This is a genomic window from Candidatus Poriferisocius sp. (genome assembly GCF_965219775.1).
GTDB lineage: Bacteria > Actinomycetota > Acidimicrobiia > Acidimicrobiales > Bin134 > Poriferisocius.
This window is the reverse complement of record NZ_OZ244793.1, coordinates 2,459,984-2,475,676: the sequence shown is the minus strand read 5'-3', so window position 1 is coordinate 2,475,676 and position 15,693 is coordinate 2,459,984. Positions and strand designations below refer to the sequence as shown.

Here is a 15,693-nt window from a genome sequence, read left to right as displayed (position 1 = left end):
CCCTCCAGAGCGATCAACCGACCGGTCACGATTTGGATCGGCGCATGGACGCCAGGGTCAGCATTCCGGCGGCCACCATGATGAGCGCGGCCAGCCACAGGGTGAGGCGCACACCGGGGATGATCACGTCGAAGCCGAGGATGTTCACATCCTTGTCGAAGAACTTGTCGGACAGCCCGTTGAGAAACAGGGCCAAGGCCGGACCGACCAGCAAGGCCAGCATCACCGAGGAGCGAACCAGGGTGAAGAGCCCGGCAAAGACGCGGGCCCGCAAGTCCTCGGTGGCGCTCTCCTGCAACAAGGTGATGCCCAGCACGTACACGGTGCCCGCGCACACCCCGAGGCCCCCCACGAGCAGGGCCGATCCCACCAGGGTCCACATGGACGTGGCCACGAACAGGCACGCCCCCGCACCGAACACCGCCACCAGGAACACCTGCTCTTTGTGCAGTCGATGCTGCCGAACGGTGAGGCCGGCCACGCCGATGGCCACCCCGATGCCCAACGCCACCATGAAGACCCGGAACCCGTCGCCGGGATCGACGCCGAGCACATCCTCGGCAAAAACTGGCCCCAGCGGCACGATCATGCCCCCGCCGATGAGCCCCACGGCCAGGGCCACGTTCACCGTGCGCACGGTTGGGTTCCAGAAGATATAGCTCCACCCGTCCCGCAGGTCGCTGAAGACCTGCCCCGGCGACCAGGCCCGGGCGTCCTCGGTGGCCGACGATCCGGTGGCTTTGGGGCCTCGGGGCAGGGCGAGCCGGGAAATGATGAAGGCGGAGGCCCCGAAGGTGGCGGCGTCGATGTAGAAGGCCATCGACTCGGCGTCGATGCGCAGGAAGTCCACCGCCTCGAACCGGCGGATCACCGTGGCCAACCCGGCCAGGCCGATGGACACGGCCGCGGCCACCGGGAACGTTCCGTAGGCGGCCAGCAGCGACAGCGAGTTGACCCCGGTCAGGCGCTCTCGGGGCACGAGGTTGGGTACCGAGGACTCCTTGGCCGGGGCCCACAAAAGGGCGAACCCCTCGAGGATGAGCGAGGCCACCACCAACTGCCACACGAAGTCCACGAACGGCAGCCACAGCAGGGTGGCCGCCCGTCCCAGGTCGCAGACGATCATGGTCCGCTTGCGATCCCAACGGTCCACCAGCACGCCCGCCGCCGAACCCACCAGCAGCCCGGGGAGGAAACGGGCGATCATCACGTAGGCCACCGAGGCCTCCGGGGTGCCGCCCCCCACCCGGTCGGCGGTGATGAGAATGGCGAACAGGGCCAGCCAATCACCCCCGGAGGACAGAATCTGGGCCAGCCACAACCGGAAGTACTGGGCGCTTCCGAAGACCCGGTCCATCCACGGAGGCGTCGTGGCGTTGGACTCGTCAAACGCCATGCCGAGCCGCCTCCACCTCGCTCAGGCTAGTGGTGTGTCTGGCGGCGGGCAGGGATCAACAGCGACGCTACGGCGTCTTCTTGGCCGCCCCGGCGCCCGCCGGGGCCCTCTTCTTGGCCGTGGTCTTCTTGGCGGGAGACTTCTTCGCCGTGGTCTTCTTGGCAGGGGGCTTGCGGCGGGCCTTGGGCTTGCCACCCCCGGCGGCCACTTTCTCCCGGCGGATAACGAGCAACTCCGAGGCCCGCTCCACGGTCAGCGCCTCCACCGAGTCGGTCTTGCTGAGCGAGGCGTTCACCTCGCCGTCGGTCACATAGGGCCCGTAGCGGCCGTCCTTGACCACCATGGGCTTGTCGGTGACCGGGTCGAGTCCCAACTCCCGGAGGGGAGGCTTGGCCGTTTGCCCCCGTCGACGACGGGGCTGGGCCAACAGCTCCAGGCACTGTTCCAAGGTGACGGTGAACAACAGCTCCTCGGAATCGAGGCTCCGGCTTTCCTTGCCCTTGCTCACGTACGGTCCGTAGCGGCCGTTTTGCACCACGATGTCGACCCCGTCGGCCGGGTCGGCGCCCACCACCCGGGGCAGCGACAGCACCTGCAGGGCCTCCTCAAGGGTGATGGTCTCCGGCTGCATGCCGGTCAACAAGGACGCCCGCTTGGGCTTCTCCTCACCGTCGGCCGGATCGGCGCCCACCTGGACGTACGGTCCGAACCGGCCGTTGCGCACCACCACCGCCAGACCGGACTCGGGATCGGTGCCGAGGGTGCGGTCGTCGGCCGGGGCAGCGATGAGGGCCAGGGCCCGCTCCAGGGTCACCTCGTCGGGGGGCAGGTCGTCGGGAAGGCCGGCCCGGTCGTCGCCGCACTGCACGTAGGGTCCGTAGCGCCCGACCCGTACCACCACCGGTTGGCCGTTCTCGTCCACACCGATGGGGATGGAGTTGACCGCTCGGGCGTCGATTTCCCCCAACCGATCGGACACCGCGGTGCGCAGGCCGTACTTGGCCACGCCGTGGGCCGACTCGTCATCGGATTCCCCGTTGTCGGGACCGAAGTAGAAGCGGCTCAACCAGGGGATGGCCTCCCGGTCGCCTGAGGCAATGCCGTCGAGGTCGTCCTCCATGCGGGCGGTGAAGGCGTAGTCCACCAGATTGGGAAAGTGCTGCTCCAGCAGGGTCACCACCGAAAAGGCGGTGAACGACGGCACCAGAGCGGCCCCCTTCTTCCACACGTAGCCCCGGTCGACAATGGTGTTCATGATGGCGGCGTAGGTGGACGGTCGTCCCACCCCCAGCTCCTCCAGCCGTCGCACCAAGGAGGCCTCGGTGTAGCGGGCGGGGGGTTGGGTGGTGTGGCCGGAGGGTTCCAACTGCTCGACGGCCAACGGGTCGTCCACTTCGAGGGCGGGCATGCGCTTGCCCACGTTGGATTCCTCGCTGCCGTCCTCGGCGCCCTCGGTGTACACCCGGCGGAATCCCTCGTGGGTGATCACCGTCCCGGCGGCGGAGAACACCACATCCCGGCCGTCGGCGGCGGTACCACCGAGATCCACGTGTACGGTCTCACCCACCGTGTCGGTCATCTGCGAGGCCACCGTGCGCTGCCAGATCAGCTCGTACACCTGACCCTCCAGCGTGGGCACCTCGGACTGCACCTCGGCCGGAGCCCGGAACCGGTCGCCCGAGGGACGGATGGCCTCGTGGGCCTCCTGGGCGTTCTTGACCTTCTTGGCGTATCGGCGGGGCTGGTCGGGCAAACACGAGGCCCCGAAGCGCTCGGATACGGTGGCCCGGGCCGCCTGCAGGGCGGTGTCCGACAGCGTGGTGCTGTCGGTTCGCATGTAGGTGATGTATCCCTTTTCGTACAGGGCCTGGGCGGCCCGCATGGCCATGGCCGACGACAGGCGGAGCTTGCGGCCGGCTTCCTGCTGGAAGGTGGAGGTCATGAACGGCGCCGGGGGGCGGCGACGGTAGGGTTTGACCTCGATGGACCGCACCGCGAATTCGGTGTCGGCCAACCCCTGGGCCAGGGCGCGGGCGGCGGCTTCGTCGAGGTGGACGGCATCGGCGATGCGCAGTTGGCCCTCGCGGGAGAAGTCCTTGCCGGTGGCCACCCGGGCGCCGTCCACCGCGGACAGTGAGGCGTCGAACACCGGCGGGTCGCCCGGCTCCAGCTTGCCCGTCACCCGAAACTCGGCGCTCAAGCCCCAGTAGTCGACGGCCACGAACGCCATCCGCTCCCGCTCCCGCTCCACCACGATGCGGGTGGCCACGCTCTGCACCCTCCCGGCCGACAGGCGGGGGAGCACCTTCTTCCACAGCACGGGCGACACCTCGTAGCCGTACAGCCGGTCCAGCAGCCGGCGGGCCTCCTGGGCGTCCACCAGGCGCCGGTCCAGATCCCGGGGGGCTTCGATGGCCGCCCGGATGGCCGACTCGGTGATCTCGTGGAACACCATCCGCTTGACGCTCACACCGGCCTTGGGCGACAGCACCTCCAGCAGGTGCCAGGCGATGGCCTCGCCCTCCCGGTCTTCGTCGGTGGCGAGGTACAGCTCGTCGGCGTCCTTGAGGAGCTGCTTCAGCTTGGTGATCTGGGCCTTCTTGGCGGACGGCACCACGTACAGGGGTTTGAAGTCGTTGTCCACGTCGATGCCCAGGCGGGACCACGACTCCCCCCGATAGGCCTTGGGCACCTCGGAGGCGTTGCTGGGCAGGTCGCGGATGTGTCCGATGGAGGACTCCACCGTGTAGCCGCGGCCCAGGTAGCCCGCGATGGTCTTGGCTTTGGCCGGGGATTCGACGATGACCAGGGCGTTGGGCACGGGAAGAAACGTAGGGGCAACCTAGGCACGGTTGTCAAGCAGTTACGAGACTCTTTCGGCGGCTTCCCCGTCGGACCGCGCCGGGATCGACCGGCACCCAGGGCCCGGAAGGCCGCCGGCGGATCAGGTCTTATCCGAGGCGAATGGGGGTCGTTCGGTGCGGGACAGGATGGCCAGACCGGCCACGGCGGCCACCAGGGAGCCGAACAGGATGCCGATCTTGGCCTCGTCGCCGATCACCTGATCGTCGAAGGCCAACCCGGAGATGAACAGCGACACGGTGAAGCCGATGCCCGCCACCATGGCCACCCCCACCATGTGCATGCCGGCCATGGAGGACGGGATGGTGACCAGACCCAGCCGGGCGGCGATCCAGGAGAACAGGGAGATGCCCACGGTCTTGCCCGCCACCAGCCCAATGGCCACCCCCAGCGTCACCGGGGAGGACACCGCATCGGAGATGATCTCCCCGGACAGCTCCACGCCCGCGGCCGAGAGGGCGAACACGGGGATGATGATGTAGCTGGTGATGGGGTGGAGCATCTCCTCGATCCGCTGACTGACCGGTTGCGACTCCCGGATGTGAAAGCCCACCCGACGCACGTCCACCAGAAGAATCTGCTCTTTGTCCTGCAGCCACTGGGCCCACCGGCAGGCCTCGGCATCGGACTGCAGCGGTTTGGCCGGGGTGGTGAAGCCCAGGATCACCCCGGCGATGGTGGCGTGGACACCCGACTCCAACACGGCCAACCAGAAGGCCACCCCCAGCACCAGGTACACCGGCAGGTACCACACCCGCAGCCGCCGCAGCAGAAAGATCGCCCCCCACAAGACGGCCGAGGTCACCAGCCAGTTGCCCGACAGGTCGCCCGCGTAGAAGATGGCGATGACCAAAATGGCCCCGATGTCGTCGACGATGGCCAGGGTCAGGAGGAACAGCTTCATCTTCCGGGGAATCCGGTCGCCGAGCAGCGAGAGCACGCCGACGGCGAAGGCGATGTCGGTGGCCATGGGGATGCCCCAGCCGTCCTGGCCCGGACCGCCGGCGTTGAAGGCGAAGTAGATCAAGGCGGGCACCACCATCCCGCCGAGGGCGCAGGCGGCGGGCAGGGCGGCGAACCGGGGATCCCGGAGCTGGCCGCTGACCAGTTCTCGTTTGATCTCCAGGCCGACCACGAAGAAGAAGACCGCCATGAGGCCGTCCTGGACGATGTGGTACAGCTCCTGATCGAAGTGGTAATCGCCCACCGAGAAGGCCACGTGGGTGTCCCAGAAGTGATGGTAGGAGTCCTGCCAGGGGGAGTTGACCCACACCAGGGCGGCCACCGTGGCGATCAGCATCAACAGGCCACCGGCGGCCTCCACGGCGGCGAACCGATGGATGGGACGGCCGATGAAGCGGGCCAGACGATTGCTGCTGCCCAGGAAAGTCAGGTCGCTGAGCGGGTTCCCGTCGGCCATCGGCGATGAACGTAGTGTTTCCGGGCCGGGCTTTCGCAGTCACAGCCCGGAGTCGGCGGCACGAAACTTGTCAGGGTCGTTCGGGGGGAGCAGGGGAGGATGGAGCGTTGCCGGACGACAGCCGGATGGCCAACGACACCTTGGTGCCCTCGGGGCCGGTTTGGATGTCGACCTCGTCGGACAGGACCCGCATGAGATAGATGCCCAAGCCCCGGTCGAAGTTCAAGCGGCTGGGATCGTCGGGCTCGGGAAGCACCTGCACCTGGTCGGGGTAGAACCCGAACCCGCGGTCGGAAATGTGGCATTCCAGGCGGCTGTCGGTGAGCGTGCAGCGAATCTGGATGGACTCGTCGCGGCACGCCCGGGCGTGGGCCTCGATGGCGTTGGTGGTGGCCTCCGACACGGCCACCTTGAAGTCCTCCACCCGCTCTTGGCTGAGGGAGGTGTCCAGTTCGGCGGCCTCCACCACCAGGGAGCGGACCAGCGACAGATACTCCGGGCGGGCGGGAATCTCGATGTCGAAGCAGATGGGGTTGTCCATCACCGCTCCGGTTCCCCGGCATCGCCAGGATCGGCCACCGCGGCGGCAACCGTGTCGAAGACGTCCAGCATGCGATCCAGTCGGGTGATCTCGATGAGGCCGGTGAGCCGGGTGCCGGTGGTCACCAGCCGAATGTCGCCTCCCTCCCCTCGCACCCGCTTGACCGCGCCCAGCAGCACCCCCAAGCCGGTGGAATCGATGAAGTCAACCTCGGAGAGATCGATCACCACATGGTGGGCTCCGGTATCGATCACGGCCCGCAGTCGTTGGCGGAAGCGGGGCGCCGTGGCCATGTCGATCTCGCCACCCACCCTGAGAATTTCCCAGCGACCGTGTGAGGTAACGGTGACACTGAAATCCACAAATGCCGAGACTAGTGGGCGGTCGCTCGGTTGCCGAAAATGCCGATTGCCGGGCGGCGCAGCCAGGAACGCCGTTGGCTATTCCACCCGCACCGTGAGGGACTCCTCGATGGTCACCGAGGAGAACAGCCGCCCCAACAGGGGCACGGCGGGCTCGGGCCGATAGCGCACCGTCACCCGCAGGAGGCTGCCGGTGGTGCGTCCCCCGGCGGTGTCCACCTGAAGCCGGGCTGCATCCAGATCGGCAGCGGCTCGGGCGGCGGCCATGGCGGCGTCGGTGGTCGGCTGCACAGCAGCAGCCCGGGCGGCCTCCCGGGTGGCGTGGACCACCAACACGTGATCTCGAACCAAGAGGCCCACCTGCACCAAGACCAGCGCCACGGCCAGGAGCAACGGCAGCACCAGCGCCGTCTCCACCGCCGCCTGGCCCCGGTCGGACGGGTACCGCCCGGTGGTGGCCGGGATCGGGTCGCCTCGGTTGCTCAATCTTCCACGGGTGTTGGCCACCCACCGCCCGAAGGCGGCGACCGATCAACTGACGAGGCCGGTGATGTGGCGGAACACGGTGTCGAGCAGGTTGGAGATGCGGTTGGTCTTGGCCACCCAGGTCACCAACAGCATGGCCACCGCGGCGGCCCCCACCAGGATGAGGGCGTACTCCGCGGTGGCTTGGCCTCGTTCGGACCGCCATCGGGCCGTCCACCGGTTGATGGCGGTCAGCAAGAGAATCAACATCATGGGATGCTCCCGGGGGTCAATGGATGTTCAGGGGAAGACAAAAGGAAGGCAGGGGAGGACAAGGCCGGTGCGGAGCGGTTCATGGGCGCAGCATGATCAGCGTCTCGGCCATGACCGGAGCGAGGGTGAGCAGCATGAACGCGGGCAGGATGCAGGTGACCAAGGGCAACAACAGCCGCAGGGGCAGGCGGCGGGCCTGCTCCTCGGCCCGGCGGCGACGCTGCAACCGGCTGTCGGTGGCCAGTTGCTCCAGGGCAGGGGCCAACTCGGTGCCGTAGCGGTCACCGTCCACCAGCACCCGAACCAGTGGGCGAACCGGCTCGCCCACCGACGCAGGCAACGCCTCCAGGGCATCGGCCAGACGCTCTCCGGCGTGCGCCCGGTCGGCGGCCCCGGCCAGGGCCGAGCCCACCGGGCCACTCAGTCGGTCGCCCACGGCGGCCACCGCCAGGTGCACGTTGAGTCCCGATGAGACGGCCAGCCGGAGCAGGTCCACGGCCTCGGGCAATTCCTCGACGGTCTCGGCGTGCTCCCGTCGGCGACGTTGCGCCCGTCGGCGGCGAGGGACCATCCAGATCACCACCCCGACGGCGATCCCCACCAACAGATCCAGGGCCAGAGCGATCACCCCGGCCAGGGCGTACCCCACGACCGGGGCCATGGGGGGCCGAGCGGTCTGCTCGGGGGCCGGGTCCGACCACAGGCGTCGGACGGGGCCGGGTCGGGCCCGCCACCCTGCGGCCACCACCACGGCGGCCCACAGCAACCCCAACCCGATGGGCAGCGCCACCCTAATCACGGGCGTTGACGATGCGGTGCATCCACAGGGCGCCCAGGGCATCGAGGGAGAGCCCCATGGCCAAGAGCACCAGGCCGAGGCGGTTGGTGAACAAGAAGTTGGCCGACCGGTCGCCCACACTCGACGACATCAGCAGGAACCCCACCGGCAAGGCGGCGATCATCAGGGCCGAGGCCCGAGCCTGCGAGGTGAGCGAGCGAACCTCCAACTCCAGCGCGGCCCGGTCCCGCAGCGTGGCCGCCACCCCGTCGATGGCTTGGGCCCGAGCCCCGCCGGCCGCAGCGGCAAAGGCCATGGCGGCCGCGGCCAGACCGGCGCCGCGGTGGGGATGGCGTCGGGCCCATCGTTCGAAGACGTCGGCGGCGCGAAGGCCCCGACCGAGTTCGTCGGCCACCGGGGCCACCTCTTCCTTGAGCGGGGGCGGGGTGACGGCGGCGGCCTCCACCGTGGCCGGACCCAGTTGTAGACCGGTGCGCAAGCCACGGGCCACGGCCTCCAGGAAGCCGGGCAACTGGGCCTCAAGGCTTCGTCGGCGACGATGGCCGTTGGCCTTGAGCGCCACCAGGGCGCCGACCACGGCCACCACCATGCCCACTGGCACGCCGACCAGGCCGCCCTGCAGGGCGCCGAAACCGGCCCCCAACAGCGCCACTGCCCCCAGCCCCCGCCGCAGCTGGGTGGGCGTGAGTTGGAGGTCGGCCTCGTGGGCCATGGTCAGCAGCCAACCGACCGGCGCCCCCGGTCGACCGCTGGGGGCACAACCGCCAAGGGCCCGACCGTTGCGGTCCGGCACGTTGTCCGCCGTCACCGGTTGACCCATCGGGGATCGGGATCGGGCGCGTCCGGTGTGCGGGCTGCCACTGCGGGCAGGCAGTGCAGGCCCTGCTCATCGGCGAGGGGTCGGAGCGGCGGGTGGCCGGCCTCCTGACCGTCGAGCCGGCGGCCGTGCTGATGGTTGTCGTCATGACGGGCCACCTCGGCCACCGCGGTGATGCGGCGCCGGCCGTGGGGGCGACGGGCAACGTGGACCACCAGGTCGACCGCGGCGGTGATCTGCCGGCGAACCGCGGCCAGGGGTACCGAGCCACCGTCGAGGAGCACCATGGTCTCCAGGCGGCTGAGGGCATCAGCGGGGCTGTTGGCGTGGCAGGTGGACAGGGAGCCTTCGTGCCCGGTGTTCATGGCCTGGAGCATGTCCAGGGTCTCGGCCCCCCGGACTTCGCCGACGATGATGCGATCCGGTCGCATCCGCAGGGCGTTGCGCACCAAGTGGCGGATGGTCACCGGCGCCACCCCGTCGCGATCGGCCGGGCGGGCCTCCAGGCGCACCACGTGATTGCTGGCCAGGGCCAATTCGGCGGCATCCTCCACCGTCACCACCCGCTCACCGGGGGCGATGGCGGTGGCCAGGGCGTTCAGCAAGGTGGTCTTCCCCGCCCCGGCCCCACCGGAGACCACCAGGTTGCAGCGGGCGGCCACCGCCCATCGCAGGGCGGCCACCACCCCCGGCGCGGCGAAGTCCTCCAGGGGAACCGGCCGCACCGAGAAGCGTCGGATGGTCACGTAGGGACCGTCCACCGCCACCGGGGGCACCACCGCGTTGAGACGGGAGCCGTCGGCCAGTCGGGCGTCCACCATCGGGGAACTCCGGTCGATGCGTCGACCCAGGGGGGTCACCGACTGTTCTATGAGCAACTCGATGGTCTCGGTGTCCAACACGGTGGTGGTGGTCTCCACGCGGCCTCGACGCTCCACCCACACCGGTCCGGGGCCGTTGATCATGATCTCGGTCACCTCCGGGTCGCCGAGAAACCGATCAATGGCTTCTTGCCCCCGACCACGGCCACTCCACACCACGGCTCGCCCCTCAGCTCTCGGCCAGCAGCCGGCCGAGGGCCTTCACGGCGCCCTTGGGCACCCGAGTCCGCAACATGCCCGCGTCCACCGCCCGGGCGATGTCGGGATCCACGGCCACGGTGGCCAGCACCGGCGCGCCGATGGCCCGCTCGCAGTCCGACCGGGTGAGCGCCCGGCCCGCCTCGGCCACCAGCACCACCCCGGTCGGTCGGACGGGCAGCGACACCGCCCGCCGCAGGGCCAGGTAACACGCACGGGTGACCAGCACCGACCGGTCGGCTTCGGCCGCCAGCCGGAGGCGCAGGTCGTCGCCCGGGTTCCCCGCCACCGCCCGGCCCGGCCCGACCAGGACACCGGCGTCCACCACCACGGTGGCATCGGTGTCCAGCCAGGCCAGCAACTCGTCGCACCGTCGGGGGTTCAGCGGACCCGGCCCCCGAGGGAGCAGCGAGAGGTCGGGGGTCAGCTCCTCCATGGCCCCCTCGAGCGAAGCCGGGACCAGGTCGCCGTCGAGCCAGGCGCTCAGTCCGGCGGGCGATTCCGCGCAGCCGAACACCGCGGGCAGATCGCCGACGAGATCAATGAGCAGTACGGAACGCTCGCCCCCCTGGGCAGCATGTAAGCTCGCCAGGGCGGCAATGACCGTCGTCCCCGAACCACCTTTGGTTGACCAACAGGTCACCAACATGACAACCTCCGCGAATTGTTCGCATTGGCACACGGAGGGGAAGCCAGAACAATCTATGTGGAAACTGACTGAAAAGCAACAGGGATTTCTGTTGGTCGCCCCATGACCCGCCTCTTGCGGCCCTTCGCCGGGCTCGTGGTGCCCCTCGGCGCGGTGATCGCCGCCCTGGCGGTGGGGGCCATCCTGCTCGGGATATTCGGGGCCAACCCCCTCACGGGCTACCGCGCCTTGTTCACCGGGGCGTTCGGTGGCCCCGACGAGCTGGCCGCCACCGCCATCAAGTCCGTTCCGCTGATGCTGGTCGGGGTGGGCATCTGCATCGCCTTCCGCGCCGGGGTGATCAACATCGGGGGCGAAGGGCAGATCATCGCCGGGGCCATCCTGGGCACCCTGGTGGCCTTGGCCGTGCCCGATGCGCCCCGGGTGGTTCTGGTGCCGCTGGTTTTGATCGCGGGCGGCGTCGGCGGGGGAATCTGGGGGGCCATACCGGGGGCCCTCAAGGCCTACAGCGGGGTCAACGAGATTCTCAGCACCATCATGATGAACATCATCGCCGGGTACTTCATGAGCTTCCTGCTGGAGGACTGGCTCATCGAGGAGGGCGCCATCCGCATCCAGCAAACCGAGCGGTTGAGCGAGAACTCCGATCTGCCCCTCTTGCCCGGCGGCACCCGCCTGCACATTGGCATCGTGGTGGCGCTGATCGTCGCCCTGTTCTTGGGGTACTTGCTGCTGTTCCGCACGAGCCTGGGGCTGCGCCTGCGGGCGGTGGGCCACAATCCCCACGCCTCCCGCTCCGCGGGCATGCGGGTGGAATGGAGCGTCACCCAGGCCTTGGCCTTCAGCGGGGCCTGTGCGGGCATCGCGGGGGCCGTGCTGGTGTTCGGCAGCGAATCCCACCGCTTCATCGGCGAGGGGGGGCCGTTGGCCTTCACCCAGAGTGCGGGGTTCAACGGCATCGTGACCGCCCTGTTCGGCGGGCTGCACCCGTTGTACACCATCTTCTCCTCGTACCTGTTCGGCGGGATGCTGGCGGGCGGCATCTCCTTGCAACGGGCGGTGCAGGTGCCCCAGGCACTGGTGATCGCCCTCAACGGGGTGGTGGTGGTGTTCGTGGTGGGCAGCCTCGGATTGCGGGCCTGGGTCCAGCGGTGGGCTGAGGGCGACGTGCAACGGGAGGGGCGGGCATGAACGACTTCTTCACCACCTCCATCATCATCGCCACCCTGGCGTCGGGCATTCGCTTGGCGGTGCCCTTCCTTTTGGCCGCGCTGGGCGAGACCGTGGGCCAGCGGGCCGGCGTGCTCAACCTGGGGGTGGAGGGCGTGATGCTCATCGGAGCCTTCGCCGCCTACTACACCGCGTTGGAGACCGGCAGCGCCTCCTTGGGCTTGCTGCTGGGTTTGGTGGTGGGGGCGGTGATGGGGTCGCTGTACGCCTTCATCACCGTGGTGATGCACGCTGAGCAGGGCATCAGCGGCATCGGGATCTATCTGTTCGGTCTGGGCTTCACCGACCTGTTGTTCCAGAAGCAGGTGGGCACCCCCATACCCATCCGCGGGCTGCAGACCAAACCCCTCAACTGGCTGGCCGAGGACACTTCGCATGTGGGTGAACTGCTGTTCAGCCACACCGTGCTCACCTACGTGGCCTTCCTGCTGGTGCCGGTGGTGTACTGGGTCATCACCCGGACCACGTTCGGGCTCAACGTGCGGGCCGTAGGCGAGAATCCCCAGGCGGCCGACACCCTGGGCGTGAGCGTGAACCGCATTCGGACCACGGCCATTATCATCGGCAACACCATGGCCGGACTGGCCGGGGCCGCCCTGGCCCTGGAGATCGGCATCTTCCAGCAGAACCTCACCGCAGGCCGAGGGTTCATCGCCATCGCGTTGGTGTACTTCGGGGCGTGGCGACCGGCCCGGGTCATGGCCGGGTCGCTCCTGTTCGGGGTGGTGTCGGCCACCGTGCTGCAACTCCAGGTGCAGGACGTGATCTCCGGTTCGGTTTCGTCCATCGCCAACATGGCCCCGGCGGTGCTGACGGTGATCGTGCTGGTGGTGGTGAGCCGGCGCATCGGCCAGCCCGCGGCCCTCACCCGACCGTTCACCCGAGACGGATGAACCGTGACGGATGAACGGCGCGTGAACACAACGGCCCAACCGTGAGATTTTGTTCAGACACGGGGTACGGTGCCCCGAACTTGGCTATTGTTGGCCGATCATCGGCGGGTGCCTGACCACGCAGGTATCCCAGAGAAGGGAAGAAACATGAAAACTCGATTCGCGTTGAGGACGATCCTTGCCCTGCTGGCGATTTTCTCGTTGGCAGTGGCCGGGTGCGGCAACGACGACGACGCACCGCCGTCGTCGGAACCGGCACCGGCTGCCGAAGAACCGGCCGCTGAAGAACCCATGGACGAGCCCGCGGCCGAGGAGCCCATGGACGAGCCGGCCGCGGAAGAGCCAATGGACGAGCCCGCGGCCGAGGAGCCCATGGACGAGCCGGCCGCTGAGGAGCCAATGGACGAACCCATGGACGAACCCATGGCCGAGCCCATGCGGATCGCGGTTGTGGCCCCCAGTGCCTCCAATGACTTGGCCTTCACCCAGAGCATGGTCGACGCGGTGAACGCCATCGCCGAAGACTGGGACGTGGAGTTGGCCATCACCGACGGCACCTTCATCGTGGAGGACGCCGGCGCGGCCATCCGCGGCTACGCCGACGAGGGCTACCACTTGGTGATCGCCCACGGCTCGCAGTACGGCGGCCCGCTCCAGGAGATCGCCCCCGACTTCCCCGACGTGTCCTTCGCCTGGGGCACCGCGGTGGACACCTTCGGCATTCCCAACGTGTACTCCTACTCGGTGCGCTCCGATCTGGGCGGTTACGTCAACGGTTCGGTGGCCGCGCAGCTCACCGACAGCGGCGTGATCGGCGTGATCGGCCCCATCGAGGTGGGCGACGCCAAGCTCTACGTGGACGGATTCGTGGCGGGCGCCGAGGCCCAGAATCCCGACGTGGAGGTCAACGTGGTCTACACCGGATCGTTCAGCGACGTGGCTCTGGCCGCCGAGGCCGCCCAAGGCCACATTGCCGCGGGCGCCGACGTGCTCACCGGTTCGGCCCAGATGGTGGTGGGCGCCACCGGCATCGCCCAGGAGAACGACGTGCTGTGGTTCGGCACCCAGGCCAACCAGACGCCGCTCGGTGCGGACATCGTGGTGGCCTCGCAGGTGTACCGCTGGGAAGTGATCCTCGAACAGATCATCAACAACATTCAGGACGGCGTGCTCGGCGGCGAGACTTTCATCATGACCTTCGAGGGCGGCGGCCTGGACATCCAGTTCAACGAGGACTTCGACCTTCCCGCGGGCGTGAGGGATTCGGCAGAGGCGACCATCGCCGGACTGTCCGACGGGTCGATCTCCACCGGGCAGTAGCAAGCCCACCGGCGAGTACCCATCGCAGATGAACGCTGACCGGGCGGCGCCAGGAGGGGGGCCCATGCTGGAGATGCGCGGCATCACCAAGCGGTTCCCCGGAGTCGTCGCCAACGAGGATGTCGACTTCACGGTGCGGCCCGGTCAGGTTCACACCCTCCTCGGGGAAAACGGGGCGGGCAAGAGCACGCTGGTGAAGATCCTCTACGGGCTGTATCAGCCCGACGAGGGATCGATCACCTTCGACGGTGCCCCGGTGGCCATCGATTCCCCGTCGGTGGCCATCCGCACCGGTATCGGCATGATCCACCAGCACTTCATGCTGGTGGACACCCTCACGGTGGCCGAAAACGTGGCCCTCGGCTTGGGCAAGCCGCTGAGCCTGACCCATTTGGGGCCCATTCGCAGGCGCATCCTGGAGGTCTCCGAGGAGTTCGGCCTGGCCGTCGACCCCGACGCCTACATCTGGCAGATGGCCGTGGGTGAGCGCCAACGGGCGGAGATCGTCAAGGCGCTGTACCGCAACGTCAAGCTGTTGGTGCTGGACGAGCCCACCGCGGTGTTGACCCCGCCGGAGGTGACCGACCTGTTCGTCACTCTGCGGCGGTTGACCGCCGACGGTCGAGGCCTGGTGTTCATCTCCCACAAGCTCAACGAGGTGATGGAAATCTCCGACGAGATCACCGTGTTGCGCGACGGCCGGGTGTCCGGTCGTACCACCCCGGCGGTTTCGAGCCGGGAGTCCCTGGCCATGATGATGGTGGGTCGCCCGGTGGAGTTCACCCGCAACATCGCCGAACAGACGCCGGGCCCGGCCAAGCTGGAGGTGCAGAACCTGCGGGTTCGGGGGGATCGCGACGAGCTGGCCGTCCACGACGTGAACATCGACGTTCGGGCGGGCGAGATCGTGGGCATCGTCGGGGTGTCGGGCAACGGGCAGCGGGAGTTGGCCGAAGCCATCGTGGGACTCCGAGAGATCGAATCGGGAGTGGTTTCCATCGACGGGCAGCCGGTGAAGTCCCCCACCCCCAAGCAGGTGCGGTCCATGGGTTTGGCCTATGTGCCCGAGGAGCGCATGAAGTACGGCAGCATCGGCGAGTTCACGGTGGCCGAGAACCTGGTCCTGGTGGATCACGACCGGCCCCCGTACGTTCGCCGAGGGCTGTTGAGCCTCAAGTCCATCGAACGCCACAGCCGCCAACTGGTGGACGACTACTCCATCCGTACCCCCAGCACCACCACCCTCACCCGCAAGCTGTCGGGGGGCAATATCCAGAAGGTGGTGATCGCCCGGGAGTTCAGCGGCGACGCGGAGATGCTGCTGGTGGCTCAGCCCACCCGGGGCATCGACATCGGCGCCGCCGAGTACATCCACGAGCAGCTCCTGACCCAGCGGGCCCAGGGCAAGGCCATCTTGTTGATCAGCGAAGACCTCGACGAGGTGATGGCGCTGTCCGACCGGTTGGTGGTGATGTACGAGGGGGCGGTGATGGGACGCCTGAGCCGCCACGAGGCAACCATCGACCAATTGGGGCTGTTGATGAGCGGCGTGGGCGAGCCGGAAGGGGCGGCAGTAGCCTGATCGGC

Annotated in this window: 15 protein-coding genes; 4 read left to right on the top strand and 11 right to left on the bottom strand. The window is 68.5% G+C overall.

All coding sequences use genetic code 11. The annotated features are described in order from the left end of the window. Positions 1 to 25: 25 nt before the first annotated feature. The 11 genes from ACOQPQ_RS11170 to ACOQPQ_RS11120 all read right to left on the bottom strand — a co-directional run bounded on the left by ACOQPQ_RS11170 (position 26) and on the right by ACOQPQ_RS11120 (position 10,663). A complete protein-coding gene (locus ACOQPQ_RS11170) occupies positions 26 to 1,396 on the bottom strand; it encodes an MFS transporter (protein WP_420639507.1) in 1,371 nt (456 codons plus the stop codon). Positions 1,397 to 1,463: 67 nt separating this feature from the next. After that, complete coding sequence (gene topA, locus ACOQPQ_RS11165; RefSeq protein ID WP_420639506.1) at positions 1,464 to 4,217, bottom strand: type I DNA topoisomerase; 2,754 nt, start codon at positions 4,215 to 4,217, stop codon at positions 1,464 to 1,466. A gap of 123 nt (positions 4,218 to 4,340) precedes the next feature. Then, positions 4,341 to 5,678, bottom strand: coding sequence for a Na+/H+ antiporter NhaA (gene nhaA, locus ACOQPQ_RS11160; RefSeq protein ID WP_420639505.1), 1,338 nt, complete (start codon positions 5,676 to 5,678; stop codon positions 4,341 to 4,343). Between the two features lie 70 nt (positions 5,679 to 5,748). Beyond that, positions 5,749 to 6,219: an ATP-binding protein gene (locus ACOQPQ_RS11155; protein ID WP_420639504.1), complete on the bottom strand. Its 471-nt coding sequence runs from the start codon at positions 6,217 to 6,219 to the stop codon at positions 5,749 to 5,751. Further along, positions 6,219 to 6,581 (bottom strand): STAS domain-containing protein, encoded by a 363-nt coding sequence (locus ACOQPQ_RS11150; protein WP_420639503.1) that lies wholly within the window; start codon positions 6,579 to 6,581, stop codon positions 6,219 to 6,221. Before ACOQPQ_RS11150 ends, ACOQPQ_RS11155 begins: the two co-directional genes overlap by 1 nt. A gap of 78 nt (positions 6,582 to 6,659) precedes the next feature. Then, a complete protein-coding gene (locus ACOQPQ_RS11145; RefSeq protein ID WP_420639502.1) occupies positions 6,660 to 7,067 on the bottom strand; it encodes a TadE/TadG family type IV pilus assembly protein in 408 nt (135 codons plus the stop codon). 45 nt (positions 7,068 to 7,112) lie between these two features. Then, a complete protein-coding gene (locus ACOQPQ_RS11140; protein ID WP_420639501.1) occupies positions 7,113 to 7,319 on the bottom strand; it encodes a DUF4244 domain-containing protein in 207 nt (68 codons plus the stop codon). A gap of 79 nt (positions 7,320 to 7,398) precedes the next feature. Next, on the bottom strand, positions 7,399 to 8,109 hold the full coding sequence (locus ACOQPQ_RS11135) for a type II secretion system F family protein (protein WP_420639500.1): 711 nt from the start codon (positions 8,107 to 8,109) through the stop codon (positions 7,399 to 7,401). A 1-nt stretch (position 8,110) separates the two neighbouring features. After that, the gene (locus ACOQPQ_RS11130) at positions 8,111 to 8,926 is read right to left on the bottom strand and encodes a type II secretion system F family protein (RefSeq protein WP_420639499.1); all 816 of its coding nucleotides are present in this window, start codon (positions 8,924 to 8,926) and stop codon (positions 8,111 to 8,113) included. Beyond that, positions 8,923 to 9,912 (bottom strand): CpaF family protein, encoded by a 990-nt coding sequence (locus ACOQPQ_RS11125; protein ID WP_420639498.1) that lies wholly within the window; start codon positions 9,910 to 9,912, stop codon positions 8,923 to 8,925. Before ACOQPQ_RS11125 ends, ACOQPQ_RS11130 begins: the two co-directional genes overlap by 4 nt. Before the next feature lie 73 nt (positions 9,913 to 9,985). Then, entirely contained in the window at positions 9,986 to 10,663 is a 678-nt protein-coding gene (locus ACOQPQ_RS11120) for a hypothetical protein (protein ID WP_420639497.1), read from the bottom strand. 102 nt (positions 10,664 to 10,765) lie between these two features. Here ACOQPQ_RS11120 and ACOQPQ_RS11115 point away from each other — a divergent pair, with 102 nt between their 5' ends. The 4 genes from ACOQPQ_RS11115 to ACOQPQ_RS11100 all read left to right on the top strand — a co-directional run bounded on the left by ACOQPQ_RS11115 (position 10,766) and on the right by ACOQPQ_RS11100 (position 15,688). Beyond that, positions 10,766 to 11,854: an ABC transporter permease gene (locus ACOQPQ_RS11115; RefSeq protein ID WP_420639496.1), complete on the top strand. Its 1,089-nt coding sequence runs from the start codon at positions 10,766 to 10,768 to the stop codon at positions 11,852 to 11,854. After that, positions 11,851 to 12,786, top strand: a complete 936-nt coding sequence (locus tag ACOQPQ_RS11110; RefSeq protein ID WP_420639495.1) for an ABC transporter permease — start codon at positions 11,851 to 11,853, stop codon at positions 12,784 to 12,786. Before ACOQPQ_RS11115 ends, ACOQPQ_RS11110 begins: the two co-directional genes overlap by 4 nt. A gap of 147 nt (positions 12,787 to 12,933) precedes the next feature. Beyond that, on the top strand, positions 12,934 to 14,106 hold the full coding sequence (locus ACOQPQ_RS11105) for a BMP family ABC transporter substrate-binding protein (RefSeq protein ID WP_420639494.1): 1,173 nt from the start codon (positions 12,934 to 12,936) through the stop codon (positions 14,104 to 14,106). A gap of 64 nt (positions 14,107 to 14,170) precedes the next feature. Further along, positions 14,171 to 15,688, top strand: a complete 1,518-nt coding sequence (locus tag ACOQPQ_RS11100) for an ABC transporter ATP-binding protein (protein ID WP_420639493.1) — start codon at positions 14,171 to 14,173, stop codon at positions 15,686 to 15,688. The last annotated feature ends 5 nt before the right edge of the window (positions 15,689 to 15,693 follow it).

Bases quoted from the DNA above. Each gene is read 5' to 3' on its own strand.
- ACOQPQ_RS11170 (WP_420639507.1), bottom strand. From the start codon at position 1,396: ATGGCGTTTGACGAGTCCAACGCCACGACGCCTCCGTGGATGGACCGG.
- nhaA (WP_420639505.1), bottom strand. From the start codon at position 5,678: ATGGCCGACGGGAACCCGCTCAGCGACCTGACTTTCCTGGGCAGCAGC.
- ACOQPQ_RS11155 (WP_420639504.1), bottom strand. From the start codon at position 6,219: ATGGACAACCCCATCTGCTTCGACATCGAGATTCCCGCCCGCCCGGAG.
- ACOQPQ_RS11140 (WP_420639501.1), bottom strand. From the start codon at position 7,319: ATGATGTTGATTCTCTTGCTGACCGCCATCAACCGGTGGACGGCCCGA.
- ACOQPQ_RS11120 (WP_420639497.1), bottom strand. From the start codon at position 10,663: ATGTTGGTGACCTGTTGGTCAACCAAAGGTGGTTCGGGGACGACGGTC.
- ACOQPQ_RS11115 (WP_420639496.1), top strand. From the start codon at position 10,766: ATGACCCGCCTCTTGCGGCCCTTCGCCGGGCTCGTGGTGCCCCTCGGC.
- ACOQPQ_RS11110 (WP_420639495.1), top strand. From the start codon at position 11,851: ATGAACGACTTCTTCACCACCTCCATCATCATCGCCACCCTGGCGTCG.
- ACOQPQ_RS11105 (WP_420639494.1), top strand. From the start codon at position 12,934: ATGAAAACTCGATTCGCGTTGAGGACGATCCTTGCCCTGCTGGCGATT.
- ACOQPQ_RS11100 (WP_420639493.1), top strand. From the start codon at position 14,171: ATGCTGGAGATGCGCGGCATCACCAAGCGGTTCCCCGGAGTCGTCGCC.